The organism is Mycobacterium barrassiae (assembly GCF_025822765.1).
Lineage (GTDB): Bacteria > Actinomycetota > Actinomycetes > Mycobacteriales > Mycobacteriaceae > Mycobacterium > Mycobacterium barrassiae.
Genome location: NZ_JACKUK010000036.1, coordinates 107,853 through 133,596, shown reverse-complemented (window position 1 = coordinate 133,596; position 25,744 = coordinate 107,853). Strand labels below are relative to the sequence as shown.

Sequence of the window (25,744 nt, the reverse complement as noted above, 5' to 3'; positions counted from 1 at the left end):
ACCGCAGCGGATAACCCCAGCGTGCGAGGCGTGTCACCGGCCCCCGAAGCCGTTCGCGATCAAGATCGTAAACGACGTTGAGGCTCAGCGCAGTCCAACCGGGGGTTGTCTTAGGCTCGTGTCGTGCCCGCTGAGCCGAATTCCGGGATCTACGTCGCTTCACCAGAAGGCGACACGGGGAAATCGACGATCGCGCTGGGCATCCTGCATCGACTCGCGGCGACAGTGGCAAAGGTCGGCGTTTTCCGTCCGATCACCCGCCTTGGGGAGGAGCGCGACTACATCCTTGAGCTCCTGCTCTCTCAGGCGACCGCGGGGTTGCCCTATGAGGAGTGCATAGGAGTCAGTTACCAGCAGCTGCACGAAGACCCCGACTCGGCCATCGGCGACATCGTCGACCGGTACCACCGGGTGGCCGACCAGTGCGATGCGGTGCTCATCGTCGGCAGCGACTACACCGACGTCGCCGCACCGAGCGAGCTGTCGACGAACGCGCGTATCGCGGCCAATCTCGGTGCGCCCGTCGTGCTTGCGGTGAAGGCCAAGGACCGCAGCCCCGAGCAGGTCGCGCAGATCACCGATGTGTGCCTGGCCGAGATCCGCGCCCAGCATGCGCATACCGCGGCGGTGGTCGCCAACCGCTGCGACCCGAATGCAATGGCCGCCGTGGCGGCGGCGCTCGAGCCGTTCGGCCCGAAGTGCTACGTGCTACCCGAGGAGCCGCTGCTGGTTGCCCCCTCGGTCGCCGAGCTGCAGTCAGCTGTCGAGGGCACCGTGATCGCGGGCGATCCGGCGCTGCTGTCGCGCGAGGCGATGCATGTCCTGGTCGCGGGCATGACCGCCGAGCATGTGCTGGAGCGGCTCAAGGAAGGTGTCGCCGTCATCACAGCCGGCGACCGCTCCGACGTCGTCCTTGCCGTCGTGAGTGCCCATGCCGCAGAAGGCTTTCCGTCGCTGAGTTGTCTCATCCTCAATGGCGGCCTGGAGCTGCACCCGTCGATCGCGGACCTGGTGTCCGGGCTGGGCCTGCGGGTGCCGATCATCGCGACGCGGTTCGGCACGTTCGAGACGGCCAGCCGGGTGGCTGCGACCCGGGGGCGGGTCACGGCCACCTCGCTGCGCAAGATCGACACCGCGCTCGCGCTGATGGAAGAGCATGTCGACACCGCGGATCTACTGGCGCAGTTGAGCATCGCGATTCCGTCGGTGGTGACCCCGCAGATGTTCACCTACCAGCTGCTGGATTGGGCGCGCTCGGACCGCAAGCGCATCGTGCTCCCGGAGGGCGACGACGATCGCATCCTCACCGCGGCGGGACGACTGCTGCAGCGCGGCGTCGCCGATCTGACCATCCTCGGCGAGGAGGCCCGGATCCGCGCTCGCGCAGCCGAACTCGGCCTCGACCTGTCTGCTGCTGAGGTCCTCGACCCGCAGACCAGCGAGCTGTGTGACATGTTCGCCGAACAGTACGCCGAAATCCGCAAGCACAAGGGCGTGACGGTCGAGCAGGCCCGCGAGATCATCCACGATGTGTCGTACTTCGGGACGATGCTGGTGCACAACGACATCGTGGACGGCATGGTGTCGGGGGCCCGGCACACCACCGCGCACACCGTGCGGCCATCGTTCGAGATCATCAAGACGCTGCCCGACGTCTCGACCGTGTCGAGCATCTTCCTGATGTGCCTGTCGGACCGGGTACTCGCCTATGGTGACTGCGCCATCGTGCCGGATCCGACGGCCGAACAACTCGCCGACATCGCCATCTCCTCGGCGCGCACCGCCGCCAGGTTCGGCATCGATCCGCGAGTCGCCATGCTGTCGTACTCGACGGGCACGAGCGGCACCGGTGCAGATGTCGACAAGGTCAGGACCGCAACGGAACTCGTCCGCCAGCGGGAGCCCGACCTGCTGGTCGATGGACCCATTCAGTACGACGCCGCGGTCGAACCGTCGGTCGCCGAGACGAAGATGCCCGACTCCCAGGTCGCCGGGCGGGCGACCGTGCTGATCTTCCCCGACCTGAACACGGGCAACAACACCTACAAAGCGGTGCAGCGAAGCGCTGGCGCGATCGCGATCGGCCCGGTGTTGCAGGGTCTGAAGAAACCCGTGAACGATCTGTCGAGGGGCGCCTTGGTCGAGGACATCGTCAACACTGTTGCCATCACTGCGATCCAGGCGCAGACCCTATGAACCGTGTTCTGGTCGTCAACTCAGGGTCGTCATCGCTGAAATACGCGGTCGTCGACGCGGACTCGGGCAGCACGGTCGCCGATGGCATCGTCGAGCGCATCGGAGAGACCAAGGACGGCGGAGTACCCGATCACGCCGCCGCACTGCAGGCCGCCTTCGACGCGCTGGACGACGACATGGCCGGACTGGTCGCCGTGGGACACCGGGTGGTCCATGGCGGACCGGACCTGTACGAGCCCACGCTCGTGGACGACGCCCTGATCGGCAAGATCGACGAGCTGTCCCCGCTTGCGCCGCTACACAATCCACCTGCGCTGCTCGGTATCGAGGTGGCCCGCCGCGCGCTTCCCGATCTGCCGCACATCGCCGTGTTCGACACCGCCTTCTTCCATGATCTGCCGCCCGCGGCGGCGACATATGCGATCGACCGCGACATCGCCGCGCAATGGGGTATTCGCCGGTACGGCTTCCACGGCACCTCGCACCAGTATGTGAGCGAACAGGCCGCCGAATTTCTCGGCGCCCCACTGGATTCGCTGCGCCAGATCGTGCTGCACCTCGGCAACGGGGCATCGGCGTCGGCGATCGTCGGAGGCCGGCCCGTGGAGACGTCGATGGGTCTGACGCCGATGGAGGGCCTGGTGATGGGCACCCGCTCGGGCGACCTCGACCCCGGCATCTACGCCTACCTGTGGCGCACCGCGAACATGAGCGTCGACGACATCGAGTCGATGCTCAACCGGCGCTCCGGAATGCTGGGTCTCGGCGGCCACATCGACTTCCGCGTGGTCCACCGGCAGATCGAATCGGGCGATGCGGCAGCACAATTGGCCTACGACGTGTACATCCACCGACTGCGCAAATACATAGGCGCATATCTGGCCGTGCTCGGCTCCGCCGATGTCATCACCTTCACCGCGGGCGTCGGCGAGAACGACGCCGCGGTGCGACGCGACGCCGTGAGCGGCATGACCGCGTTGGGTATCGAGCTCGACGAGCAACGAAACACCGACCCCAGCAAGGTGGCACGCCGGATTTCGACGGACGACTCGGCGACCACAGTGTTGGTGATTCCCACCGACGAGGAGCTGGCGATCGCGCGAGCCTGTGTGTCGGTGCTTACGAATCGGAGCTGAGCAGCGACCGCGACCGCTCGAGCGGTAGTACTCCCTCGGGATCGCAGATCTCTAACAAGCGGCGCACCCGCCGTCCTGCCTGCAACACCCAGGTGGAGTCGGCACCACAGCAGATCACGTTGATGTTGTGCAGCGCCGCGAATCCAGCGGTGCCCAGAAAGTCGACCAACCTGAGGTCGACGATGAGGTGGGTGGTCCCCGCGATGTGGCGTTGGACGTAGCCGGCCAGCTCACGGCTGTTGGAGGCGTCCACCTCACCCTCGACGGTCACGGTGACGGTCGACGGCGCGTCACTGTGGGCAGTGAAAGTCGCGCGGTGATGCACCTCGCGCTTTCCGACTGACTCGGGGTCCGGCCGAAATACCCGGGAGGTGCTTATGGTCATGATCGGCTCCTCAGTCGAACTGATCTGCTCACCAGTTAGGCTGGAAACTCAACCTGAGCTGAACGCTACTACTAATTTCGTGGCTTGACTATGGCAGCTTGATGAGGGTTTTCCGGGCTATTCGCAGCGGCGTGCGCCGGGAGACGACGGATTTCGTAGCAAACAATCAGAATGTGGATGTCGGGCGCACGCTGTTGGCCAGATCGACCAGTGCATAGCGGTGGGCCTGGGTGGGCGCGACGCGCGCGAGGGCGCGTAGGGACGATTCGACGCCGAGCTGTAGTCCGTGTTCGGTGAACGGGAAGCCGAGGATGTGGTTCGTGCTGGCCGTGTTGTCGGCCAGCCAGTCCATCGCGGTGCCGAGCACCAGCGCCCGGATCTGTAGCACCCGGGGCTCGGTATCGGGCAATGCCTCGACGCGACGGGCCGCGTCGCGGATGTGCTGCTCGGTGATCTCGTTCGTCGATCGCCCGGACAGCAAGGTCACAGCGCTGGTCAGTCGCGCTGTGGTGAAGTGGCGCGACATGACGGGCACCTGGTCGAGGGTCCGCACGGCGGCGTCACGATCTCCTGCCGCCGACTCCGAACGTGCCAATCCGAACCCTGCCGAGATGACGCCGTTGTCGGTGGACCAGACGGTGTCGTAGAACTTGCGCTGCGGACCGTCATCGACGTCGGCGCCCGCCAGTTCGGCGGTGGCGGCCAGCGCGAGTTTGGGTGCCAGCTCACCCGGCAGGGTGTCCAGCACCTCGGTGAAATACTTTGTGGCGGAATCGTAGTCGGCGGTCAGCAGTGCAGCCACGGCGCGGAACCACACCAACCGCCAGCGCCATCCGACGCGCTCCGCCAGATCGTCGAGCTTGCGGGTGGCCTTGGCGACATCGCCGAGGTCGAGCAGCGCGCGCACCTCCATCAGTGGCAGGTCGATCGACTCCGACAGGTCGATGCCCTCCGTGTCGAGCGCCCCGTGCCGGACGGCGCGCAACGAGTCAAGCGTCTGCACGGGCTGGGACAGCACGGTGGCCGACAACACCGTCGCGCCGACATCGGTCGGATCGAGCAGCGGCACCGGCAGCGCCTTCACGATCTCCTGCGCGGTCAGCCGCTCCGAGTGCACCTGTCCGTCGAGGTAAACGTCGGTGTGCGCCAGCAGGAGATCCACGCCGAACGTCGAACGCGAGGGGGAGAACGCCGTCGAGAGGCCGGGCCTGGGCACCCCGGTGTCGCGGGCGACGACTTCGCGCAGGACACCGAGCAGCTGACCTGTCATCTCCTCCGCACTGGCGAATCTCCTGCGCGGATCCGGATCGATCGCGCGACGCAGCAGCCGGGCATACGAGTCGTACTCCGCCAGCACCGGATCGTCCTCGGGCAGGCCGTCGACGTATCGGCCCTTCCGCGTGCGCAGGTTCAGCGTCAGCGCGGCCAGGGTGCGTCCGACGGTGTAGATGTCGGTCGCGACCGTCGGCCCGGTGCGCACGATCTCCGGAGCCTGGTAGCCGGGGGTGCCGTAGAGATATCCGAACGAGTTGATGGTGGACACCGCGCCGAGGTCGATCAGCTTGAGCTGCTCCTCGGTGATCATGATGTTCTCGGGCTTCAGGTCGTTGTACGCCAACCCGAGCGAGTGCAGATAACCGAGGGCGGGCAGGATTTCGAGCATGTAGCCGATGGCCTGGGCCACTGGCACCTTCTCGCCCTTGGCCTGCTTGAGCGATGTGCCGCCGACGTACTCCATCACGATGTAGCCGACGGGGTTGCCGTGTTTGTCCTCGTGCTCGACGAAGTTGTAGATCTTCACGATGCCGGGATGGGTGACCTCGGCGAGGAACCGCCGCTCCAGCATCGCGATCTTCTGAGCCTCGGCATCGCCGGAGTGCACCAAACCCTTGAGCACAACCGGCCGTTCGTTCACGTTGTGGTCGAGTGCCAGGTACACCCAGCCGAGTCCGCCGTGGGCGATGCACCCCTTGATCTCGTACTGGTCGGCTACGCGGTCTCCCGGACTCAGTTGCGGCAGAAAGGAATACGCGCTTCCGCAGTGGGGGCACCAGCCCTCGGACAGCGCCTCACCGTCCTCGGTGGAGCGGCCGACGGGGCGGCCACAGTTCCAGCAGAACCGCTTCGACTCGGCGACCACCGGATTGCTCATCAACGCTTCGAGCGGATCCTTCGCCTGCACGCGGGGGATCTCCACGAGGCCGCCGCCGAGGCGGCGCGTCCGCGACAGCGCTCGCGTCGCGGTCGTGTGGTCATGGGGTTCGGTGTCGCCCGTGCCGACGGACATCCCTTCGGAGTCGTCGTCGAAATGCGGGCGGAAGACCGCTTGCGTCGCCATCGGACGCAGCGTGGCGGCGCTGTCCTCCATGTCGTCGAGGGTGGCCGGTTGGGTGCCAGGTCCGGCCTCGTCGAATTCCTCAGACTGCGGTTCGGCCATCAGCCCGAGTACCTCGCCACTGGTGGCGCCGGCGCAGGTCCGAGCACCGTTAACCACTTGCGGTACAACGTGTTCCACGTGCCGTCGCGCCGGATGCGTTCGAGCGTCCCGTTGACGAAGCGCACCAGGCCGGTGTTCTGCAGGTTGATGCCGATGCCGTACGGTTCCTCGTTGAGGCTGGGCCCGACGATGTGCAGGTACGGATCCTGGGCCACCAGGCCGGCGAGAATGGAATCGTCGGTGCTCACCGCGTCGGCCTGGCGCTGCTGCACAGCCACCAGGCAGTCGGCCCATGCGACGACGCCGACGATGAGCGGTGGCGGAGTGATCTCCTGGATCCGCCGCATCGACGTGGTGCCCTTCGCGACGCACACCCGTTTACCGGACAGGTCCGACGGCTCCGAGATCGTCGAATCTCGCGGCGCCAGGATCCGCTGGTTGGCGTTGAAGTACACCGTGGAGAAGTTGACCAGCTTCTTGCGTTCGCACGTGATCGTCATGGTCTTGACGACGACGTCCACGTGGTTGTTCTGCAGCCCGGCGATCCGGTCGGCCGACGACAGGATGCGGTACTCGACCTGTGACGGGGTGCCGAAGATATCGCGTGCGATCTCGCCGGCGATATCGACGTCGAATCCTGTGATCTCACCCGTGATCGGATCGCGGAAGGAGAACAGGTTGCTGCCGATGTCGAGTCCGACGATCAGCCGTCCGCGGCTGCGGATGTTCTCCACGGCGGCGTCGGCGTCGGCCCGATTGCTGAACGGCCGCAGGCTGGCGGTGCGATCGCACTCGTCGGTTGCCGTGGCGGGCACGCGCACCGGCTCGGGCGGCATCTCCTCCATACCCGCCGGTGTGGGCGGCGCCAGCGTGACGCCGGGCAGCTGAGCCACCGACGACGCCTGCGCACAACCCGCCACCACCGCCGCCGCGGCGACGATGGCAACGAGCTTCTTCGTCATCACCGGTACTCACTCAGTCTGGGCCACAGTCCCAACGCCACCGCCAACGCGGCAACGACGGACAGCACCGCCGTACCGACGGTAGCGCCGGAGAGCACCCGGTGGGCGTTGAGTATGTCGCTGCGCAGCTGGCTGCGGCTTTCTTCGATGCCCTTGCCGAGCGCGTCATCGAGTTTGTTGAACGCGGGCGTCGAGTCGTCCTCGCCGGTGCCGAGCGCCACCTGGGTCGCGGCCTGGTAGTTGCCGACCGCGATGTAGGCGTTGATCCGGTCGTCGGCCGCGCGCCACCGCTTGAGCAGTTGTTCGGCGTCGGCCAGGTCGGTCTTGTCGATGACGTCGTCGCGGGCGAGGTAGTCCGAAAGCTGCTGCTGCATCACGTCGATGCGCTGGTAGTACGACTGCTTACGCACGTCCTCGTCACCCCGGCGAATCAGCGACAGCGTCTCGTCGGCGCGGGCCTGCTGTGCGGTGATCGCGAGGTTGGTGACGGTCTTGAGGGATTCGGCCGCAGTGTCTTTCGCGTTGCGACTGTCCGCCGTCGAGATGATCAGCGCGGTGCCCACCCACACCAACATGATCAGCACCGCAAGGCCACCCGCGATGAACCCGATGTTGATCCGCCGCCGAGTCCGCCGGGCCAGCCACCGGTTGGCGAAGAGGCCGAACAACAGCGTGGCGAGCACGATGAGGATCACCGGCCCCGGAATCCGTGTCGAGGCGGTGGTCTCCTTATCCACCCGTGCCGACGTCTCCTCGTAGAGCCGCTGCGCCTCGGGCAGGATCCGGGTCTGCATCAACGCCGACGCCTCGGACAGGTATGAGGAGCCGACCGGATTTCCGGCCCGGTTGTTCGTGCGCGCCGTCTCGACCAGCCCCGTGTACACCGAGAGTTCGGCGTTGACGCGGCCGAGTAGCTGAACCAGTTGCTCGTCGGTGAGTCCGCTCGAGGCCCGGGTGACGGCCACCGAGGCATCGGTGATCGCCTGCTCGTAGCGCTGCCGGACATCCTGGGGTTCGGCACCGGCGATGAACGCCGTCGCCGCCGCGGCATCGGCGACCGACAGCGTGGTGTAGAGCTGTCCGGCGGCGAACGCCAGCGGCTCGGTGTGGTTGAGAACGGTCGTCAGCGCCTCTTGCCGGTCGTTGATCGTCGTGGAGGTGGCAAACGCGCTCGCGATCACGAGGGCGGAAAGGACGACACCGATGCTCAGGATCCGGCCGGGGGTGGTCCAGAGGAACCACCAGCGTGGGTGCGCTGGTGTTGTGGGCGACCGCGACGCGAGCGGCTCGGTCGACGGGTGCGCCAGCTCCACAGTCACAAGTGCGCGGACTCCATTTTTTCTATCCGGCTGATGCTCTTCTGGCTATCGTTCCTGACCGCTTTCCACTCTATAAAAAAATCCTAAGAGCTTCATCGAAGACGCGCGTCCGTATTCTTGACGCGTGCGCGGGGATGGCGACGGTTGGGTGGTCTCCGACACCGGCGCGTGGTTCTGGGGTAAACACGGCGCGGCCGGTCTGCTGCTGCGTGCCCCGCACCACGACGGCTCGGCGGCCGTGCTGTTACAACACCGCGCGGCGTGGAGTCACCAGGGCGGGACGTGGGGTCTGCCCGGCGGCGCGAGGGACAGCCACGAGACGGTCGAGGAGGCCGCCATCAGGGAGGCCCGGGAGGAAGCCGGGCTGGCTGAGGATCAGCTGACGGTGCGTACCAAGGTGGTCACCAAAGAGGTCTTCGGCAAGGACAACGCGTACTGGAGTTATACGACGGTAATCGCCGACGCCCCTGAACAGCTGGAGACCATCCCGAATCGGGAGAGCGCCGAACTGCGCTGGGTTGCCGAGGACGAGGTCGCCGATCTGCCGTTGCACCCCGGCTTCGCCGCCAGCTGGGCGCGGTTGCGGACGGAATCCGCGGCAATCCCGCTGCTGGTCAACAAGCGGCTCTGAGCTCGTCCTTCAACAACCGCGCCGCCGCTTGCGGGTCGTCGGCGGCGGTGATCGCGCGCACCACGACGACCCGCCGCGCCCCTGCCGCGATCACCTCGGGCAGCCGCGCCGCGTCGATCCCGCCGATGGCGAACCAGGGCTTCTCCGTTCCGGACTGCGCCGCCGTGCGTACGAGGTCGAGGCCGGGCGCCGACCGGCCGGGTTTGGTGGGCGTGGGCCAGCATGGCCCCACACAGAAGTAGTCGACATCCTCGCTGATCGCCGTGGCGACCTGGGCTTTGTCGTGGGTGGACCGGCCGATCACCGGGCCTGAACCGATGATTCGGCGCGCGATCGTCAGCGGCAGGTCGTCCTGGCCGAGGTGCAGCACGTCGGCGCCCGCGGCCAGCGCGATGTCCGCCCTGTCGTTCACCGCCAACAGCGCGTCGTGGCGGCGGGCGGCATCGACGAGAACGGTCAGCGCCTCGAGTTCTTCGCGCGCCTCGAGCGGCCCGTACTGCTGCTCGCCCGGCGAACCCTTGTCGCGCAATTGAATGATGTCGACGCCGCCGGCCAGCGCCGCCTCGGCGAACTCGGCGAGGTCACCGCGCTCGCGCCGCGCATCGGTGCACAGGTAGAGCGATGCGGTCGCGAGGCGTTCACGGGGTTTGTGCACACCGCGACGCTAGCGACTACCGTGATGGACTGACACGGGAGTCCCGGGACCGGGGACTGAGAGTGGGCACGCCCTGCCCTTACCGTCGCACCTGATCCGGGTCATGCCGGCGAAGGGAGGGGTAACGGTGAAGGGATCGGTCGCAGTCATCGGCGGCGGCGTCATCGGTCTGTCGGTGGCCCGCCGGGCGGCGCTCGACGGGTGGACCGTGCATGTGCACCGCAGCGACGAGAACGGCGCATCGTGGGTGGCGGGCGGCATGCTCGCCCCGCACAGTGAGGGCTGGCCCGGTGAGGAACGACTGCTGCGATTGGGTCTGGCATCGCTGGCCATGTGGAATCAGGTCGGGCCGGGCTCTTTCCTCGATGGTCTTCCCGAGGCGATCGTCACCGCACGCGAATCGCTGGTTGTCGCCGTCGACAGGGCCGACGCCGCCGACCTGAAGACCGTCGGGGAATGGCTGGCCGCGCAGGGCCACCCCGTGGCGCTCACCACGGCCGCGCGCGAGATCGAACCACTGCTCGCGCAGGGCATTCGGCACGGCTTCCGCGCTGAAACCGAACTGGCGGTGGACAATCGGATGCTCGTCGACGCTCTTGTCTCGGAGTGCGAACGCCTCGGGGTCGGTTGGGCGCCTCCGGTCGGCAAGCTGACCCAGGTCCGCGCCGACGTCGTGGTGATCGCCAACGGCATCGATGCGCCGTCGCTGTGGCCAGGACTGCCGATCCGCCCGGTCAAGGGCGAGGTGCTCCGGCTGCGTTGGCGCCGGGGATGTATGCCCATACCGCAGCGCGTGATTCGCGCCCGCGTACATGGCCGTCAGGTGTACCTGGTGCCGCGCCACGACGGCGTGGTCGTCGGTGCCACGCAGTACGAGCACGGTCGAGACACCGCGCCGGCCGTCACCGGCGTACGCGAGCTGCTCGACGACGCCTGCACCGTGATGCCCGCGCTGGGTGAATACGAGTTCGCCGAATGCGCGGCGGGGCTGCGCCCGATGACCCCCGACGGTCTGCCCGTCGTCGGCCGACTCGACGAGCGCACACTCGTCGCGGGTGGGCACGGGCGCAACGGATTCCTGTTGGCGCCGTGGACAGCCGAGGCGATCGTTGGTGAGCTCAACGGGGTGCCGTTGGCTGAAGCTGATCTGGTGGGAGCGCGATGAAAGTCACCGTGAACGACGAAGCGGTAGAGATCGACGAAAAGACGACCGTCGCCGCGCTGTTGGACAGGCTGGGGTTTCCGGAGAAGGGCATCGCGGTCGCCGTGGACTGGTCGGTGCTACCCAAGTCGGAGTGGGAGACGACGCTCGCCGAGGGCGCGCGGGTCGAGGTGGTGACGGCGGTGCAGGGTGGTTGACACGAAGCTCACGATCGCAGGCCGCGAGTTCGGCTCGCGCCTGATCCTCGGCACCGGCGGCGCGGCCAATCTCACGGTGCTCGAGGAGGCGCTGGTGGCGTCGGGCACCGAGCTGACCACCGTCGCGATGCGCCGCGTCGACAGCGAGGGCGGCACCGGTGTGCTGGATCTGCTGAACCGCCTCGGCATCACCCCCCTGCCGAACACCGCAGGCTGCCGCGGCGCGGCCGAAGCGGTGCTGACCGCGCAGCTCGCACGCGAGGCGCTGCAAACCGATTGGGTCAAGCTGGAAGTCATCGCCGACGAACGCACACTGCTGCCGGACGCCGTCGAACTGATCAGAGCCGCAGAGCAGTTGGTCGACGACGGGTTCGTCGTGCTGCCGTACACCAATGACGACCCGGTGCTCGCGCGTCGGCTCGAGGACACCGGATGTGCGGCCGTGATGCCGCTGGGCTCGCCGATCGGAACCGGGCTGGGCATCGCCAACCCGCACAACATCGAGATGATCGTCGACCATGCATCGGTGCCAGTGATACTCGACGCGGGCATCGGCACGGCCAGCGATGCGACGCTGGCGATGGAGTTGGGCTGCGACGCAGTGCTTCTCGCGACAGCGGTCACCCGAGCCGCCGACCCGTCGACGATGGCTGCGGCGATGGCCTCCGCCGTCACCGCCGGCTACCTGGCGCGGCGGGCGGGCCGGATTCCGAAGCGGTTCTGGGCGCAAGCCTCCAGTCCCTCCCTGTAGCGACTCATGAAAAGGTATGTGGCGCTCGGTAGTTCGATGGCTGCGGGACCGGGTATCAGGCCGCGCGCGGACGGTGCGCCGTTCTTTGCCGGCCGGTCGGCGCGCAACTACCCGCACCTGGTGGCCGAGCGGTTGGGGCTCGAGCTCGTCGACGTGACGTACTCCGGGGCCACCACCGCCAACATCCTGTCGGAGCCGCAGCCGGGCGCCCCGCCGCAGGTCGAGGCGCTCGACGGAACCGAGGACCTGGTCACCGTGACCATCGGCGGTAACGACGTCGGCTATGTGCCGTTGCTGTTCGCGGCGGGGGTGCCGCGATTCCTGCGCGCCGTGCCGCTGCTGGGCGGCCGCCTCGCCGGCATGCTCGACACCGCCACGATCGATCGTGCGCTGGCCGACGTCGCGGAGTCGCTGCGAGATGTCGGACGCGCCCTGCGCACCGGTGCACCCGCGGCCCGGGTCCTGTTCGTCGACTACCTGACCCTGCTGCCCCCGCCAGGCGTGCCCGCGCCGCCGCTGTCCGACTCCGACGCCGCGACGGGGCGGCACGTCGCCAGCGAGCTGGCACGGGCCACGGCCGAGGCCGCCGCGGACACCGGCTGTGAGCTGGTCCGTGCCGCCGAGCGCAGCGAAGCCCACCATGCGTGGTCGGCCGAACCGTGGACGACCCGGTTCGGTCTGCCGCTGCCCGGGCGGCCCGCTCCACTACACCCCAATGCGGTCGGCATGCGGATGGTTGCCGATCTGGTTGTCGCGCAGGTGTCCGGGCGTGACGGCGCCGGCTCGGGCTAACGTGGTGGGCGATGTGTCGAAAAACGTTGTCGAGGGTGGCCGCGCTGTTACTGACCGCCGCCATGGTGTTGGCCGGGTGCGGACGCGAAATGCGCCCGGTGCCGACCGAGTCACCGGCGACCCCCGCGGGGCCCAGCCCTGCCGCGACGGCCTTCGCGGAGAAGGTGTCCCAGGCGGTGACCAGGGACGCGATGATGGTGCACATCACCAAGCTGCAACAGATCGCCGACGAGCACGGAGGTAACCGGGCTCTCGGTACACCCGGCTACGACGCGAGCGTCGACTACGTGGCGAACACTCTGCGCGACAAGGGTTTCGACGTGCAGACCCCCGAGTTCGAAGTGCGCCTGCCGTATTCCGACGACCCGGCGCTGACGGTGGGCGGCGCCAAAGTCGACGCTTTTCCGCTGGAGTACACCATCGGCACCGGACCGAACGGCGTTTCGGGTGAGCTGGTGCCCGCCCGCGTCGAGGACTCGCCGGGCTGCACGGTGTCCGACTACGACGGCCTGCCGGTCAAGGGTGCGGTCGTGCTGGTCGACCGTGGGAAGTGCCCGTTCAGCGACAAACAGGAAGCGGCCGCAGCACGCGGCGCGGTCGCGTTGATCGTCGCCAACAACGTCGACGGCGATCAGGCGGGGGGCACGCTCGGGGAGGACACCGATGTGAAGATCCCCGTCATTGCCGTCACGAAGGACTCCGGTGAGCGGCTGCGTGCCGAGCCGGGGCCGACCACCATCAAGCTCAACGCGGGCGTGCGCGTCGAACGCACCCGGAACGTGATCGCCCAGACCAAGACGGGATCCACGTCCGACGTCGTGATGACCGGTGCGCACCTCGACAGCGTCGCGGAAGGCCCGGGAATCAACGACAACGGCTCAGGGGTGGCGGCGGTGTTGGAGACGGCGCTGCAGTTGGGGCCCACACCCGATGTGAAATACGCGGTGCGGTTCGGGTTCTGGGGCGCCGAGGAGCTAGGACTGCTCGGATCGAACGACTACGTGGCGTCCCTGGACGTCGAGGAGCTCAAAGATCTCGCGCTCTATCTCAACTTCGACATGATCGCCTCGCCCAACCCCGGGTACTTCACCATCGACGGCGATCAATCCGAGGCACCCGACCCGGAGATGGAGGCGCCGCGCATACCCGAAGGGTCGGCGGGCATCGAGCGGACGCTGGTGGCCTTTCTCAAGCGGGCGGGCAAGGACCCCGAGGACGTCCAATTCGAAGGGCGTTCGGACTTCAGCAGCTTCACGCTGGCGGGAGTCGCAGCGGGCGGTCTCTTCACCGGCGCCGAGGAGAAGATGACCGTCGAACAGGCCGAGCGGTGGGGCGGCAAGGCGGGCGAGCCGTTCGACCCCAACTACCACAAGGCCTCCGACACGATCGACAACGTCAACCAGACCGCGCTCGAGATCAACGGTCGCGGTGCGGCATACGCCGTCGCGCTCTACGCGCAGGATCAGCGCGGCCGCAACGGCGTGCCGATCCGCGAGGACCGCACGCGCCACGTCATCGAATCATGATTCGCCGCCTGACGAAGTGGGGGGCGGTCGGCGCGGCCATTGCGGTGCTGACGTCCTGCTCGTCTTCGGAATCCGCAGGTCCACCAACGGATCTGGCAGCCGACCTCGCGAGCAAGGTCGGCATCGACGGCATGTACGGGCACCTGCAGGAACTGCAGAAGATCGCCGACGCCAACGACGGCACCAGGGCCAACGGCACCCCCGGATACGACGCCAGCATCGACTACGTCACACGAATCCTGCAGGACAAGGGTTTTGACGTCCAGACTCCGGAGTTCGAGGTGCTCGACCGTACGGAGGGTGGAAACCCCCAACTCACGATCGGCGGCCGGAACCACAAGGTGGACCAGGCGTCCCTGCTCATCACGACGCCGCGCGGCGGACTCAACGCGGTGACGCTTCGACCGCAGAAGACGGCGGCAGGCTGCCGTTCCGCCGACTACGGGACGGTGTCGATGAAAGGTGCGATCGCCGTCGTCGACGACACGGGCTGCTCGATCGTCGACAAGCAGAACGCCGCCGTCGACAAGGGCGCCGTGGGCCTGCTCGTCGTGAGTGCGCCGCAGCCAGGCGCCGGCAGCCCCGCGGGTCTCTTCACGCCCGGTTACTACCAGAAGCTCACCATCCCCGTCGGCGTGATCGGCACCGACGCCAACGCGGCGCTGCGCCGCACCACCGCGCCGGTCAAGCTGGTACTCGACCGCAAGCCGGTGATGAAGAAGACGCGAAATGTGTTGGCGCAAACGAAGTCCGGTGATACCCGCAACGTGGTGATGGTCGGCGCGCACCTCGACAGTTCGGCTGTCAGCCCCGGCATCAACGACGACGGCTCCGGGGTCGCGGCGGTGCTGGAGACCGCGGTGGCGCTCGGTTCGTCACCGCAGATCCGCAACGCTGTGCGATTCGCCCTGTGGGGATCGGAGGAGAACTCGCTTCAGGGGCCCACGAAGTACATCCGCGGACTGCAGGGCGGGCAACTCGACGAGATCGCGCTCTATCTCAATCTCGACATGATCGGCTCGCCGAACGCCGGGTACTTCACCTACGACGGCGATCAGTCGGCCCAGCCCAATCCCGAGATCCCGGTGCAGTCCGTACCCGACGGCTCGGCAGGAATCGAACGGACGCTGGCGGCATACCTGAACTCCGCAGGGGTGCGGCCCGCCGATATGCCGCTGACCCGCTACACCGACTACTACCCCTTCCTGTCCGTCGGCGTTCCTGTCGGAGGACTGACCACCGGAGGGGCACAGCTGAAAACCGAGGTGCAGGCACGTCTTTGGGGTGGCCGGGCCGGTTTGCCCTACGACCCCAACTACCGCACGCCGCGCGACACGATCGACAACATAGACCGGGACGCACTCGCGGTCATGGGGTCGGCGGCGGCGTTCGCGGTGGGCACCTATGCGCAATCGGTTGACGGCGTCAACGGTGTTCCGGCGTGGGATCAGCGGCATCGGAGCGCTCCCTAGCCGGCCGCAGGCCCAACAACCGCATGCCGTGGTAGACGACCAGCGCGGCGATCGATCCCAGCGCGATGCCGGTGAACGTCAGATTGCCTGCATGCCAGGTGAAGTCGGCGATACCGATGATCAACGGGATCGCTGCGGTCATCTGGTTCAGGGGCTTGGCGAAGTCCACTCGATTGGTCAGCCAGATCCGCACACCGAGGATGCCGACCAGCCCGTAGAGCACGACGGTCGCCCCGCCGAGCACGCCTGCGGGGATGGCCGAGATAACGGCGCCCACCTTCGGGCACAGCGACAGCAGGATGGCGACCGCCGCGGCCACCCAGTACGCGGCCGTCGAATAGACGCGGGTGGCCGCCATGACCCCGATGTTCTCGGCGTACGTAGTGGTCGCCGAACCGCCGCCGAACCCCGCGAGTGTCGTGGCCACCCCGTCGGCGGCCAGCGCACGGCCCATCACCGGATCGACGTCCGTGTCGGTCATCTGGCCGACCGACTTCACATGCCCGATGTTCTCGGCGACCAGCGCGATGACGGCGGGCAGGAACATGGGCAGCACCGCCAACGTGAACGTCGGGGTCTGGAACTCGGGCAGGCCGAGCCACGGCGCCGCGGCGATGCCGGAGGTGTCGACTTCGCCGAGGATCAGCGCCAGCACGTAACCGGCGACCACGGCGAGGAAGATCGCCAGCCTGCCGATGATGCCGCGGAAGAACGCCAGCGTCGCCACCAGGATCACCAGGGTGACGATGCCCACGAGTGGACCCTTCTCGAAGTTCGACTTCGCCGCGGGTGCGAGGTTGAACCCGATCAGGGCGACGATCGCGCCGGTGACCACCGGCGGCAACGTCACGTCGATCCAGTGGGTGCCGACCAGATGCACGACCGCGCCGATGACGATCAGCGTGAGACCGACGGCCACCAGGCCGCCCAATGCGCTGCCGGTGCCGTTCGACGCGACGGCCGCGGTGACCGGTGCGATCACCGAGAAGCTCGAGCCCAGATAGCTGGGCAGCCGGTTGCCGGTGATCAGCAGGAACAACACCGTGCCCACACCCGAGAACAGCAGGGTGGTGGCGGGCGGGAAGCCGGTGAGCACCGGCACCAGGAAGGTGGCACCGAACATCGCCACGACGTGTTGCGCGCCGATGCCGATGGTGCGGAACCAGTCCAGCCGTTCGTCAGGTGCGACGACGAAGTCGTCGTCGGCACGGGCCTCGACTCTCGTCCATTTCAACGACGGGGTGATCGCCATGACCTAAGACCGTAGGCAACGGCGCCCGCGACGACCACACCAGAGCCGACGATCACCGCGGGCAGCGGCAGCGTGAACGCCAGCAGCAGGCAGCCCGCCAGGCCGACGCCCGGGACGATTCGCGCACCGAGAGCACCGAGATTCCATGCCGATGCGTTCGCGATCGCGTAGTACAGCAGCACCGCGAACGACGAGAAACCGATTGCCGCGCGGACGTCGACGAGTGCCGCCACCACCGCCACCACGATGCCGACGGCCACCTCGGCGCGGTGCGGGCTACCGAACCGCGGGTGCACTGCGGCCAGGGCGTGCGGTAGGTGGCGGTCGCGCGCCATCGCCAGCGTCGTACGTGACACCCCCAGGATCAGCGCCAGCAATGCCCCCAACGCTGCCACTGCAGCACCTGCGCGCACCATCGGTTCCAGGGTCGGGAAGCCGGCCGCCGCCACCGCGTCGGCGAGCGGAGCCGGCGTGGATGCCAGTGTGGCACTGCCCAATTCGGCCAGCACCGCGACGGCGACGATTCCGTAGACCAGCAGCGCGATGGTCAACGCGATCGGGATGGCGTGCGGGATCGTGCGCGCGGGATCGCGGACCTCCTCGCCAAGGGTGGCGATGCGGGCGTAACCGGCGAATGCAAAGAACAGCAGTCCGGCGGCCTGCAGCACGCCCATCGCCGAGATGTCGGAGCCGGACCAGATGCGGGTGACGTCGGCATCCCCGAACCCGAGGATGACGACCACCACCGCGGCGAGCACCGCAAGGACCACCACGACGATGGCCCGCGTCAGCAGCGCCGACTTCTGAATGCCGGTGTAGTTCAACGCCGTCAGCGCCACCACCGCCGCGACCGCGACGGCGTGCGCCCAGGCCGGCCATACATAGTAGCCGACGGTCAGCGCCATCGCGCCGCACGACGCGGTCTTACCGACGACGAAGCTCCATCCCGCGGTGTAGCCCCAGAACTCGCCGAGACGTTCCCTGCCGTACACGTAGGTGCCGCCGGACTCGGGGTATCGGGCGGCCAGTCGGGCCGAGGAGGTGGCGTTGCAGTACGCGACGACGGCGGCGATACCCAGGCCGATGAGCAATCCGGCGCCTGCGGCCGCGGCGGCAGGCGCAAGCGCGACGAAGATACCTGCGCCGAGCATCGAGCCGAGGCCGATGGTCACGGCATCGAATGTGCCGAGCCGCCGGTGTAGCTGCGGTCCGCCGGGCGCGCTCACCGAGCCGATGCTAGGCCAGCGCGTCCGCGCAGGTGTGTCAGGCGGTCTCGCGGTACGCCGACAAGGTTTCGCGGGCCGACGCCGTCGCGGACGCCACCGAGACCACGATGACCACCACGGCGCCGATCACGACGAGCGGGATGGTCCACAAGCGGCGCATCAACAGCGCCGTTTCGCACTGCTCGACGTAGTTCGCGTCACCGGCGCTCGCCGCGGCCTGGGTCAGGTCGGTGATATAGCCCGTCCCGCATTTGATCTGCCAACCCCACTGGTCAAACGCGTCGATGAAGACCGGAAAGTTCAACGCCAGAAGTCCGACGGCCAATACGCTGGCGGCCGCGATGCCCGTATAGGCAAGGCGGTGGTGACGCTTTTGCACTGTGTTCCCCCGTCATGTCATGCATACGTCCGCGAAGAGCAGCACCGGCCACGACACGATTGCCCCGAGATACGAGACGACCAGGTCGACGCCGGCCATGCGCTGCAGGTGCGCGGTGTGCGTGCTCGACCAGATGGCGCCGACGATCAGATACGGCGTGCCCAGGACCAGGGCCACTGTGATCAGTTCGCCGACCGTCACCTGGAAGCTCAAGAGCTTCCGCAGTAGGCCGAGCATGTCTTTATGTTAATGCTCATTCTCTTTGCTGCAATAGCCTGGGCCTGGGTTTTGACGTTAGTTGGGCGACTATGCGTGCCCAGCATCCGTTATCGTGATCGCCATGGCGCGCCCCCGGTCCGCGAGTGGCGATGAGGTTCGGCGCCGCCCGAAGGACCGCAAGGACCAGATCGCGCGGGCGTCGGCCGAGGCGTTCAGCACGCTGGGCTTTCACGGTGTCAGCATGGAGGCTATCGCGTCCCGGGTGGGCATCTCGGCGGCCGCGCTGTACCGGCACTACACCGGAAAGTACGAACTCTTCCGGGACGCGGTGCTCAGCCTCGGTCAGCAGCTGGTCGACAGCACGGAATTCGCCGACGAAGTTGACGGCGAGCATCCTTTGCACGACCCACATCTGGTCCTGCAGCAGCTGATCACCGCGCTCATCGACACCGCGATGGCCAATCGAGATTCAGGTGGGCTGTATCGGTGGGAGGCCAGGTATCTGCGCGGCGACGATCAGGCCTCCCTGTTCTCGCAGATGCGCACCGTGCACCGTCGAATCCAGCGACCGCTGTGCGCGATCCGTCCGGAGCTGACGCCGCGGCAGCGCTGGACGCTTTCCACCGCGGCCCTTTCGGTGGTGGGCAGCATCGTCGATCACCGGGCCAAGCTGCCTGCCATCCAGGTTCGGGCGTTGCTGGCCGACCTGACCAACACGGTCCTGAGCGCCGAGCTGCCGGATATCGATGACGACGAGGGCACCGTCGAGGCGCAGCTGACGCCGGCGGTGGAGCCGTCGCGATATGAAGCGCTGTTGGACGAGTCTTTGCGGCTGTTCAACCTCAAGGGCTATCGGGACACCGGCATGGAAGACATCGCGGCAGCGGTTGGGATGCCGGCGTCGGGGATCTATCGCTACTTCTCCGGCAAGAGCGACATCCTTGCCGCCGTTTTCAGGAGGGCGGCCGATCGCCTCTCGGCGGACACGGCGGCCATCACCGCCACGATCGACGAGCCGGTGGAGGCGCTGACCGCGATCATCGATGCGTACGTGGCGCGGTCGTTCGACCAGCCGGAGCTGGACTACGTCTACTACAGCGAGCGGCTCAACATGGCCGTGTCGGATCAGAAGATCCTGCGCAACATGCAGCGCGCCACCGTCGAGGCGTGGGTCGAGCTCGTGACGGCCGTGCGCCAGGAGTGGACGCCGGGACAGGCGCGGTTCGCCGTCCACGCCTCGATGTCACTGGTGATCGATCTCGGCCGACTGATGCAGTATCAGCGGTCGGCGCAGAGCGTTGCGACGGTCAGGCGGCTGCTCGACCTGACGCTGTTGGGCCGCTACCGGTTACGCGCGACGTTCCCCGCCAAATAGGCCAGGTATCCGACGGTGCCGAGAGCCGCCAACTTGCGGGTCTTCGGCGCGGCCAGCCCGAGGCCGATCGCGGTTTCGATACCGCCGTTGATGTAGATGTGCTGACGGGTGTCGCGGGGGAACGCCGACACGGTGATCGACTCGAACAGCTGCGGCTTCACGAAATGCGACAACCCGACACCGGCGAGACCGAGGCCGACCAGCTTGACGACCCGCGAATTCTGCTTCGGCACAGCTGATGTTCCTCTCGGTCAGGAGATCTCGTAATCGCTAAGAGGGTACTCGGAGGCTTCCTTGATGGCCGTGCGGGTGGACATCGGACGCAGCAGGGTGGCCTCACCGCTGGGGTTGAAGTAGTACGACCTCGACGTCGCGCAATTGCCGATGGCGAACACCGAGTCGCCGACCCGCTCCGTCATCCGGTCGAGGTAACGCGTGTTGGCGTCCTCGGTGATTTCGAACGTCGTCGCACCGCGCCTCTTCATCTCACCGAACAGCCGATCCATGTGCCGCATCTGGTATTCCATCGTGTTGAAGAAGTTCAATCCGAGGAACGCATAGGGGCTGGCCAGGCTCAGGTAATTGGGGAAGTACGGCACGGAGACGCCCTGATATGCCTGGAACCTGGTGTCGCGCCACCACTTTCCGAGGTTGCGACCCTCCCGGCCGATGATCTCGATGGCGGGGAAGTTTGCTTCCCACAGGTCGAAACCGGTGGCGAGCACCAAGGTGTCGATGGGGGTTCTGGTGCCATTGTTGGCGATGATCGCGTCAGGCTCGATGCGTTCGATCCCGCTGTCCTGAAGGTGGACATGCGGTTTGGTGAAGATGCGGTAGTAGTTGTTCGAGAACGTGGGGCGCTTGCAGCCGAAGTCGTAGTTCGGCGTGAGCTTTGCACGCAACTCGGGGTCGCGGACCGACAGGAACCGGTGCAGCTTGGCCAGATCCGAGGCGCTGATGTTGAGCCTGCGGAAGAGTAGCTGGCGGTGATGGAGCACGACATAGTTGAAGAACTCGTATACCGCGTCGGTGATGGCTCGAATTGCCCTCTGTGTCAACGGAGCCCGTGCGAACAACCGCTTGGTGCGTTCGGAGAACCCGAAGTCGAGCTTGGGCACCACCCAGATCGCGGTCCGCTGGTACACGGTCAGGTCGGCGGCCTTCTTTGCCAGCTCGGGGATGAGCTGCACTGCGGTTGCACCGGTGCCGATGATTGCGATCCGCTTACCGGTCAGGTCGTAGCTGTCGTCCCAGGCGGTGGTGTGGATCACCTTGCCCTCGAACCCGGTGATACCCGGGATGTCCGGGGTGTGGGGCTGCGAAAGGAAGCCGGTGGCGGTGATCAGGTAGCGGGTGCTCAGCGTCTCGCCGCCGCCCACTGCGACCTGCCACATCTTGGCCTCTTCATCCCACCGCGCGCTCTCGACAGTGGTGTTGAACCGCATGTGCGAGCGGACGTCGTACTTGTCGGCCACGTCGTCGGCGTACTGCTTGATTTCCGCACCCGTGGAGAACAAGCGCGACCAGTTGGGGTTCGGCTCGAAGAAGTAGGAGTAGGTGGTGGTCGGGACATCGACGGCCAGGCCGGGGTAGCGGTTGACATGCCAGGTCCCGCCCAGGTCGTCCTCGCGGTCGAGGATGACGAAGTTCTCCATGCCCAACCTTTTGAGCTGGATGGCAGCGCCGATCCCCCCGAAACCGGCGCCTACGATGACGGCGTCGAACTGCTCCGAACCCATGATCAGACGGTACCTCAGGTACCAGTTAGGTACCGGGAGGCCTTCCGTGGTTCGCGTCAGCGCTTGAGTGTTCCCGAGCGCGGTGGGTCGAGCGTTGCGATGCAAGTCACAGCCCGGTCGCCCTGCTCCCATGTCTCCGCGGTGGGGTAGAGCACGTATAGCTGCACGGAATCGTCTGTCATCGCCTCGGGCGAGTAGCTCGCGAGCTCCGGGCTGCACTTGTCGGCGTATTTGTCGATGGCCGACTGGCCGGGGAACTTGTCGCCGGTCATCTGCAGTACCGCGAAGACTTCGCCCGCGTGCGGTTCGGAGCACTCGATCGTCTTCACGGTCAGCACCCGGGTGTCGGCCGGGATTTCAGACAGACAGTCGCCCATCTTGACGTCCGTCGCGGTGACGGTGCCCTTACCGACGAGGAGGTAGATCAGGATGCCGCCGCCGACCCCGAGCACGAGCAGCCCCACGACGATGCCGAGGACGATGAGCCCGGCCTTGTTGGAGTTCGACTTCGGCGGCGGCGGGAAATAGCCCTGCGGCTGCTGCGAATACGGCTGCGGTGGTGGGGGCGGATAGGCACCCGGCGGGGGTGGGGGCGGCGGAGGCGGCGGATAGGAGGCCGCGGGCGGAGGTGCGGGATAGGGATTGGGCGGCTGCTCGCCGTACGGCTGCTGCCCGTAGGGAGGCTGCCCGCCGTACGGTGGCTGCTGGCCATATGGCGGGGGATTGCCCGGCGGCGTGGTCATCCCGTGACAGTAGCTTCATTCATAGATTGATGACCACCGATCAGCCAAGCACGCGTAGTGCGGCGTCGACCGCGAGTGTCGGCACGTCGAGCGTCTTCGAGCCGAGATCATGTCGTGCGCCGGTGATCTCGACGATCTCGGTGGCGACGGGGATGAGTGTGGCGGCGTTGCGAAGTTCCTCGATCGACCCGAACGGGTCGGCGGTGCCGTGGGTGAAGACGGTGGGCACGGCGATGCGGGGCAGGTGCTCGGTGCGCGCTCGCTCCGGCTTTCCGGGTGGATGCAATGGATACGAAAACAGGGTCAGGGCATCGACTTTCGCCGCTTCCTCGGCGACCACCATCGACGTCATGCGACCACCGTAGGAGTGTCCGCCCGCGATGACCGGTCCTGCCGTCAGGGTGTGGGCCAGCTCGATGGCCTCGACGATGCCCGCCTGATCGGACGCCGCCGACCCGGACGGCGGTCCCTTCGGCCGTCGCCGCCGATACGGCAGGTTGTACCGAATCGCCAGCCAGCCCCGCGAGGCCCATTCGTCGCAGATTTTCACGAGCAGAGGCGATTCGCGACTGCCGCCCGCGCCGTGGGTCAGCACCACGACGCCCGTCGCCTTGCCCGCCGGCTCGTGGGCGATGCCCGCAATCTGCTCGAGGGTCATTCGCCCAACCTGAAGAGTGCCGACACCGGGCCGTGGCCCTGTCCCAGCGGATAGGCGGCGCGCAGGCATTCGGTCACCCACTGTTTCCCGAACGCGACCGCGTCGGGCACCGTGTACCCGTGGGCGAGCGCGCTGGCGACCGCCGCGCCCAGCGTGTCGCCCGCACCGTGGTCGTGCGGGGTGTCGATGCGTGCGGCGTCGAACTCCAGGAAGTCCGTGCCATCGAACAGCAGGTCGGGACTCTGGGACGACGCCCGTAGATGACCGCCCTTGACGAGCACCCACTGCGGGCCGAGCGCGTGCAGGGCGCGCGCCGCTTCGCGTTGCGTGTCGTAGTCGACGACGTCGATACCGGTGATCAGCCGCACTTCGTCCAGATTCGGTGTCACCAAGGTGGCCAGCGGGAACAGTTGGCTCTTCAGGGAATTCAGCGCGCTCGGGTGCAGCAGGGGATCGCCGTGCATCGACGCGCACACCGGATCGACGACGAACGGCACCGTGCCTGCGAGGCCCTGCGATCGCCAGGTGTCGGCGACGGTCTCGATGATCGCGGAGGAGGCCAGCATGCCGGTCTTGGCCGCCTGGACGCCGATGTCGGAGGCCACCGCCTCGATCTGACCGGCGATGACATCCAGGGGAATCTCATGAAATCCCTTGACCCCCATGGAGTTCTGCACGGTCACCGCTGTGACGGCGACCAGTCCGTGCATACCCAGCATGGCGAAAGTGCGCATGTCGGCCTGAATGCCCGCACCGCCGCCGGAGTCGGATCCGGCGATGGTCATGACCCGGAGCGGGGTCTGGCGCGGCGGTGTCAGCGGAAGAAACGTCATGTGAGCAGATCCTGGGTGATGCGCATGGAGCAGAACTTCGGCCCGCACATCGAGCAGAAGTGCGCGGACTTCGCCGGTTCGGCGGGCAGGGTCTCGTCGTGGAACTCGCGTGCGGTGTCGGGGTCGAGCGACAGGGCGAACTGGTCGTGCCAACGGAATTCGAAGCGGGCGCGGGACAGGGCGTCGTCGCGTTCCTGTGCGCGGGGATGCCCCTTGGCCAGGTCGGCGGCGTGGGCGGCGATCTTGTACGCGATCACCCCGTCCTTGACGTCCCTGCGATTGGGCAGTCCGAGGTGTTCCTTCGGTGTCACGTAACACAGCATGGCAGTACCGGCCTGGGCGATGATCGCCGCACCGATGGCCGAGGTGATGTGGTCGTAGGCTGGGGCGATGTCGGTGGTCAGCGGGCCCAGCGTATAGAAGGGCGCCTCCTCGCACAGCTCCTCTTCCAGACGCACGTTCTCGACGATCTTGTGCATCGGAACGTGACCGGGACCCTCGATCATCACCTGCACGCCATGGGATTTCGCGACCTTGGTGAGTTCCCCGAGGGTGCGTAGTTCGGCGAACTGGGCGGCGTCGTTGGCGTCCGCGATCGAACCCGGCCGCAGCCCGTCACCAAGGCTGAACGTGACGTCGTAGCGTTGCAGGATTTCGCACAGCTCGTCGAAATGGGTGTAGAGGAACGACTCCTGGCGGTGCGCCTGGCACCACGCCGCCATGATCGAGCCGCCCCGGCTCACGATTCCCGTCACACGGTTGACGGCCAGGGGGACATGGGCGCGCAGCACGCCTGCATGCACGGTCATGTAGTCGACGCCCTGCTCGCACTGCTCGATCACGGTGTCGCGGTAGCACTCCCACGTCAGCGCGGTCGGATCGCCGTCGACCTTTTCCAGCGCCTGATAGATGGGCACGGTCCCGACGGGCACCGGCGAGTTGCGCAGGATCCACTCTCGGGTCTCGTGGATGTTCTTGCCGGTGGACAGGTCCATGATGGTGTCGGCGCCCCAGCGGGTAGCCCAGACCATCTTGTCGACTTCCTCGGCGATCGAGCTGGTGACCGCCGAATTACCGATATTGGCATTGACTTTGACGGCGAACGCCTTACCGATGATCATCGGTTCGGACTCGGGGTGGTTGTGGTTGGCCGGAATCACCGCTCGGCCGCGGGCGACCTCGTCGCGGACCTGTTCGGGGGCGAACCCCTCGCGCGCCGCGATGAAGGCCATCTCGGTGGTGATCTCGCCGTTGCGTGCACGCTGCAGCTGGGTGCCGCGATCACTCACGACGCCCGCGCGGGGCGGTAGTCCCTTGTGTAGGTCGAGGACCGCATCGGTATCGGTATACGGTCCCGAGGTGTCGTACAGGTCGAAGTGCTCGCCGTTGGACAGTTTCACCCGGCGAAAGGGCACCCCCAGCCCGTCGATTCGCCGGTAGATCTTCGTGCTGCCCGCGATGGGGCCGGTGGTGACGGATGGATCGACAACAGACGTCATGGCATCTCCCTACGCCGGCATTACCCGGTCAGGTTCGTACGGTCGACGGGCCCACCCGTCCTCTCAGCGCACTGGGTGCGCGCTCCCGTGTGTGGACGCTAGACACGCTAGCTCAGGTCGAGCCGGCGCGGGAGTGGCGCGCGTAGGGGAATTGCCTCGAGTCACTTTGTATAGCTAATATATGTGTTTTGTGCCGATAG

25 protein-coding genes and 1 riboswitch are annotated in these 25,744 nt (G+C 67.0%); of the genes, 10 read left to right on the top strand and 15 right to left on the bottom strand.

The genetic code is table 11. The annotated features are described in order from the left end of the window. The first annotated feature begins 123 nt into the window (after positions 1 to 123). Together pta and H7J93_RS24675 are read left to right on the top strand one after the other, a co-directional pair. Positions 124 to 2,196, top strand: a complete 2,073-nt coding sequence (gene pta, locus H7J93_RS24680) for a phosphate acetyltransferase (protein ID WP_267308918.1) — start codon at positions 124 to 126, stop codon at positions 2,194 to 2,196. Continuing rightward, positions 2,193 to 3,332, top strand: a complete 1,140-nt coding sequence (locus tag H7J93_RS24675; RefSeq protein ID WP_267308917.1) for an acetate kinase — start codon at positions 2,193 to 2,195, stop codon at positions 3,330 to 3,332. Before pta ends, H7J93_RS24675 begins: the two co-directional genes overlap by 4 nt. Here the strand turns inward: H7J93_RS24675 and H7J93_RS24670 are convergent. The 4 genes from H7J93_RS24670 to glnX all read right to left on the bottom strand — a co-directional run bounded on the left by H7J93_RS24670 (position 3,316) and on the right by glnX (position 8,435). After that, positions 3,316 to 3,717, bottom strand: coding sequence for an STAS domain-containing protein (locus tag H7J93_RS24670; RefSeq protein WP_267308916.1), 402 nt, complete (start codon positions 3,715 to 3,717; stop codon positions 3,316 to 3,318). The genes H7J93_RS24675 and H7J93_RS24670 overlap by 17 nt on opposite strands. Before the next feature lie 166 nt (positions 3,718 to 3,883). Next, positions 3,884 to 6,154 (bottom strand): serine/threonine-protein kinase PknG, encoded by a 2,271-nt coding sequence (locus H7J93_RS24665; RefSeq protein ID WP_267308915.1) that lies wholly within the window; start codon positions 6,152 to 6,154, stop codon positions 3,884 to 3,886. Next, positions 6,154 to 7,116, bottom strand: a complete 963-nt coding sequence (locus H7J93_RS24660; protein WP_267308914.1) for a glutamate ABC transporter substrate-binding protein — start codon at positions 7,114 to 7,116, stop codon at positions 6,154 to 6,156. Before H7J93_RS24660 ends, H7J93_RS24665 begins: the two co-directional genes overlap by 1 nt. After that, on the bottom strand, positions 7,116 to 8,435 hold the full coding sequence (gene glnX / locus H7J93_RS24655) for a protein kinase G-activating protein GlnX (protein WP_267308913.1): 1,320 nt from the start codon (positions 8,433 to 8,435) through the stop codon (positions 7,116 to 7,118). Before glnX ends, H7J93_RS24660 begins: the two co-directional genes overlap by 1 nt. 124 nt (positions 8,436 to 8,559) lie before the next feature. On the opposite strand from glnX, the gene H7J93_RS24650 reads away from it, so the two are divergent. Continuing rightward, a complete protein-coding gene (locus H7J93_RS24650) occupies positions 8,560 to 9,066 on the top strand; it encodes an NUDIX hydrolase (protein ID WP_267308912.1) in 507 nt (168 codons plus the stop codon). Here H7J93_RS24650 and thiE read toward each other — a convergent pair. Next, on the bottom strand, positions 9,050 to 9,721 hold the full coding sequence (gene thiE, locus H7J93_RS24645) for a thiamine phosphate synthase (protein ID WP_267308911.1): 672 nt from the start codon (positions 9,719 to 9,721) through the stop codon (positions 9,050 to 9,052). The genes H7J93_RS24650 and thiE overlap by 17 nt on opposite strands. A 103-nt stretch (positions 9,722 to 9,824) precedes the next feature. Here thiE and thiO point away from each other — a divergent pair, with 103 nt between their 5' ends. The 6 genes from thiO to H7J93_RS24615 are packed head-to-tail and all read left to right on the top strand — an operon-like array spanning position 9,825 to position 15,621. After that, positions 9,825 to 10,886, top strand: a complete 1,062-nt coding sequence (gene thiO, locus H7J93_RS24640) for a glycine oxidase ThiO (RefSeq protein ID WP_267308910.1) — start codon at positions 9,825 to 9,827, stop codon at positions 10,884 to 10,886. After that, entirely contained in the window at positions 10,883 to 11,080 is a 198-nt protein-coding gene (gene thiS, locus H7J93_RS24635) for a sulfur carrier protein ThiS (protein ID WP_267308909.1), read from the top strand. The genes thiO and thiS overlap by 4 nt, the downstream gene beginning before the upstream one ends. After that, positions 11,073 to 11,831, top strand: a complete 759-nt coding sequence (locus H7J93_RS24630; protein ID WP_267308908.1) for a thiazole synthase — start codon at positions 11,073 to 11,075, stop codon at positions 11,829 to 11,831. Before thiS ends, H7J93_RS24630 begins: the two co-directional genes overlap by 8 nt. Before the next feature lie 6 nt (positions 11,832 to 11,837). Continuing rightward, a complete protein-coding gene (locus H7J93_RS24625; protein WP_267308907.1) occupies positions 11,838 to 12,623 on the top strand; it encodes an SGNH/GDSL hydrolase family protein in 786 nt (261 codons plus the stop codon). 11 nt (positions 12,624 to 12,634) lie between these two features. Further along, the gene (locus tag H7J93_RS24620) at positions 12,635 to 14,149 is read left to right on the top strand and encodes a M28 family metallopeptidase (protein WP_267308906.1); all 1,515 of its coding nucleotides are present in this window, start codon (positions 12,635 to 12,637) and stop codon (positions 14,147 to 14,149) included. Further along, positions 14,146 to 15,621, top strand: coding sequence for a M28 family peptidase (locus H7J93_RS24615; RefSeq protein ID WP_267308905.1), 1,476 nt, complete (start codon positions 14,146 to 14,148; stop codon positions 15,619 to 15,621). Before H7J93_RS24620 ends, H7J93_RS24615 begins: the two co-directional genes overlap by 4 nt. Here H7J93_RS24615 and H7J93_RS24610 read toward each other — a convergent pair. The 4 genes from H7J93_RS24610 to H7J93_RS24595 are packed head-to-tail and all read right to left on the bottom strand — an operon-like array spanning position 15,575 to position 18,715. After that, positions 15,575 to 16,873, bottom strand: coding sequence for a uracil-xanthine permease family protein (locus H7J93_RS24610; protein ID WP_267308904.1), 1,299 nt, complete (start codon positions 16,871 to 16,873; stop codon positions 15,575 to 15,577). The genes H7J93_RS24615 and H7J93_RS24610 overlap by 47 nt on opposite strands. Then, positions 16,852 to 18,099, bottom strand: coding sequence for an APC family permease (locus tag H7J93_RS24605; protein ID WP_267308903.1), 1,248 nt, complete (start codon positions 18,097 to 18,099; stop codon positions 16,852 to 16,854). The genes H7J93_RS24610 and H7J93_RS24605 overlap by 22 nt, the downstream gene beginning before the upstream one ends. A gap of 37 nt (positions 18,100 to 18,136) precedes the next feature. Then, entirely contained in the window at positions 18,137 to 18,478 is a 342-nt protein-coding gene (locus tag H7J93_RS24600; protein WP_267308902.1) for a hypothetical protein, read from the bottom strand. A 12-nt stretch (positions 18,479 to 18,490) separates the two neighbouring features. Next, entirely contained in the window at positions 18,491 to 18,715 is a 225-nt protein-coding gene (locus tag H7J93_RS24595; RefSeq protein ID WP_267308901.1) for a hypothetical protein, read from the bottom strand. Positions 18,716 to 18,818: 103 nt separating this feature from the next. On the opposite strand from H7J93_RS24595, the gene H7J93_RS24590 reads away from it, so the two are divergent. Further along, positions 18,819 to 20,072 (top strand): TetR/AcrR family transcriptional regulator, encoded by a 1,254-nt coding sequence (locus tag H7J93_RS24590; protein ID WP_267308900.1) that lies wholly within the window; start codon positions 18,819 to 18,821, stop codon positions 20,070 to 20,072. Here H7J93_RS24590 and H7J93_RS24585 read toward each other — a convergent pair. From H7J93_RS24585 to thiC, 6 genes are all read right to left on the bottom strand, one after another. Next, positions 20,039 to 20,305: a DoxX-related protein gene (locus tag H7J93_RS24585; RefSeq protein WP_083156813.1), complete on the bottom strand. Its 267-nt coding sequence runs from the start codon at positions 20,303 to 20,305 to the stop codon at positions 20,039 to 20,041. The two genes, H7J93_RS24590 and H7J93_RS24585, sit on opposite strands and share 34 nt — an antisense overlap. An 18-nt stretch (positions 20,306 to 20,323) precedes the next feature. Beyond that, positions 20,324 to 21,811, bottom strand: a complete 1,488-nt coding sequence (locus H7J93_RS24580) for a flavin-containing monooxygenase (protein WP_267308899.1) — start codon at positions 21,809 to 21,811, stop codon at positions 20,324 to 20,326. A 56-nt stretch (positions 21,812 to 21,867) separates the two neighbouring features. Beyond that, complete coding sequence (locus tag H7J93_RS24575; protein WP_267308898.1) at positions 21,868 to 22,554, bottom strand: septum formation family protein; 687 nt, start codon at positions 22,552 to 22,554, stop codon at positions 21,868 to 21,870. 40 nt (positions 22,555 to 22,594) lie between these two features. After that, positions 22,595 to 23,212 carry an alpha/beta hydrolase family protein gene (locus H7J93_RS24570; RefSeq protein WP_267308897.1) on the bottom strand — a complete coding sequence of 206 codons (618 nt, stop codon included), beginning with the start codon at positions 23,210 to 23,212 and terminating at the stop codon, positions 22,595 to 22,597. Continuing rightward, entirely contained in the window at positions 23,209 to 24,045 is an 837-nt protein-coding gene (gene thiD, locus H7J93_RS24565; RefSeq protein WP_267308896.1) for a bifunctional hydroxymethylpyrimidine kinase/phosphomethylpyrimidine kinase, read from the bottom strand. Before thiD ends, H7J93_RS24570 begins: the two co-directional genes overlap by 4 nt. Further along, complete coding sequence (gene thiC / locus H7J93_RS24560; RefSeq protein WP_308204956.1) at positions 24,042 to 25,544, bottom strand: phosphomethylpyrimidine synthase ThiC; 1,503 nt, start codon at positions 25,542 to 25,544, stop codon at positions 24,042 to 24,044. The genes thiD and thiC overlap by 4 nt, the downstream gene beginning before the upstream one ends. Next, positions 25,533 to 25,643: riboswitch (TPP riboswitch) on the bottom strand. Its footprint overlaps the gene before it by 12 nt. Positions 25,644 to 25,744 lie beyond the last annotated feature (101 nt).

Bases quoted from the DNA above. Each gene is read 5' to 3' on its own strand.
- H7J93_RS24580 (WP_267308899.1), bottom strand. From the start codon at position 21,811: ATGGGTTCGGAGCAGTTCGACGCCGTCATCGTAGGCGCCGGTTTCGGG.
- thiC (WP_308204956.1), bottom strand. From the start codon at position 25,544: ATGACGTCTGTTGTCGATCCATCCGTCACCACCGGCCCCATCGCGGGC.
- thiD (WP_267308896.1), bottom strand. From the start codon at position 24,045: ATGACGTTTCTTCCGCTGACACCGCCGCGCCAGACCCCGCTCCGGGTC.
- H7J93_RS24620 (WP_267308906.1), top strand. From the start codon at position 12,635: ATGTGTCGAAAAACGTTGTCGAGGGTGGCCGCGCTGTTACTGACCGCC.
- H7J93_RS24615 (WP_267308905.1), top strand. From the start codon at position 14,146: ATGATTCGCCGCCTGACGAAGTGGGGGGCGGTCGGCGCGGCCATTGCG.
- H7J93_RS24660 (WP_267308914.1), bottom strand. From the start codon at position 7,116: ATGACGAAGAAGCTCGTTGCCATCGTCGCCGCGGCGGCGGTGGTGGCG.
- H7J93_RS24675 (WP_267308917.1), top strand. From the start codon at position 2,193: ATGAACCGTGTTCTGGTCGTCAACTCAGGGTCGTCATCGCTGAAATAC.
- thiS (WP_267308909.1), top strand. From the start codon at position 10,883: ATGAAAGTCACCGTGAACGACGAAGCGGTAGAGATCGACGAAAAGACG.
- thiO (WP_267308910.1), top strand. From the start codon at position 9,825: ATGCCGGCGAAGGGAGGGGTAACGGTGAAGGGATCGGTCGCAGTCATC.
- H7J93_RS24665 (WP_267308915.1), bottom strand. From the start codon at position 6,154: ATGGCCGAACCGCAGTCTGAGGAATTCGACGAGGCCGGACCTGGCACC.
- H7J93_RS24575 (WP_267308898.1), bottom strand. From the start codon at position 22,554: ATGACCACGCCGCCGGGCAATCCCCCGCCATATGGCCAGCAGCCACCG.
- H7J93_RS24570 (WP_267308897.1), bottom strand. From the start codon at position 23,212: ATGACCCTCGAGCAGATTGCGGGCATCGCCCACGAGCCGGCGGGCAAG.
- H7J93_RS24625 (WP_267308907.1), top strand. From the start codon at position 11,838: ATGAAAAGGTATGTGGCGCTCGGTAGTTCGATGGCTGCGGGACCGGGT.
- H7J93_RS24610 (WP_267308904.1), bottom strand. From the start codon at position 16,873: ATGGCGATCACCCCGTCGTTGAAATGGACGAGAGTCGAGGCCCGTGCC.
- H7J93_RS24590 (WP_267308900.1), top strand. From the start codon at position 18,819: ATGGCGCGCCCCCGGTCCGCGAGTGGCGATGAGGTTCGGCGCCGCCCG.
- H7J93_RS24670 (WP_267308916.1), bottom strand. From the start codon at position 3,717: ATGACCATAAGCACCTCCCGGGTATTTCGGCCGGACCCCGAGTCAGTC.
- H7J93_RS24595 (WP_267308901.1), bottom strand. From the start codon at position 18,715: ATGCTCGGCCTACTGCGGAAGCTCTTGAGCTTCCAGGTGACGGTCGGC.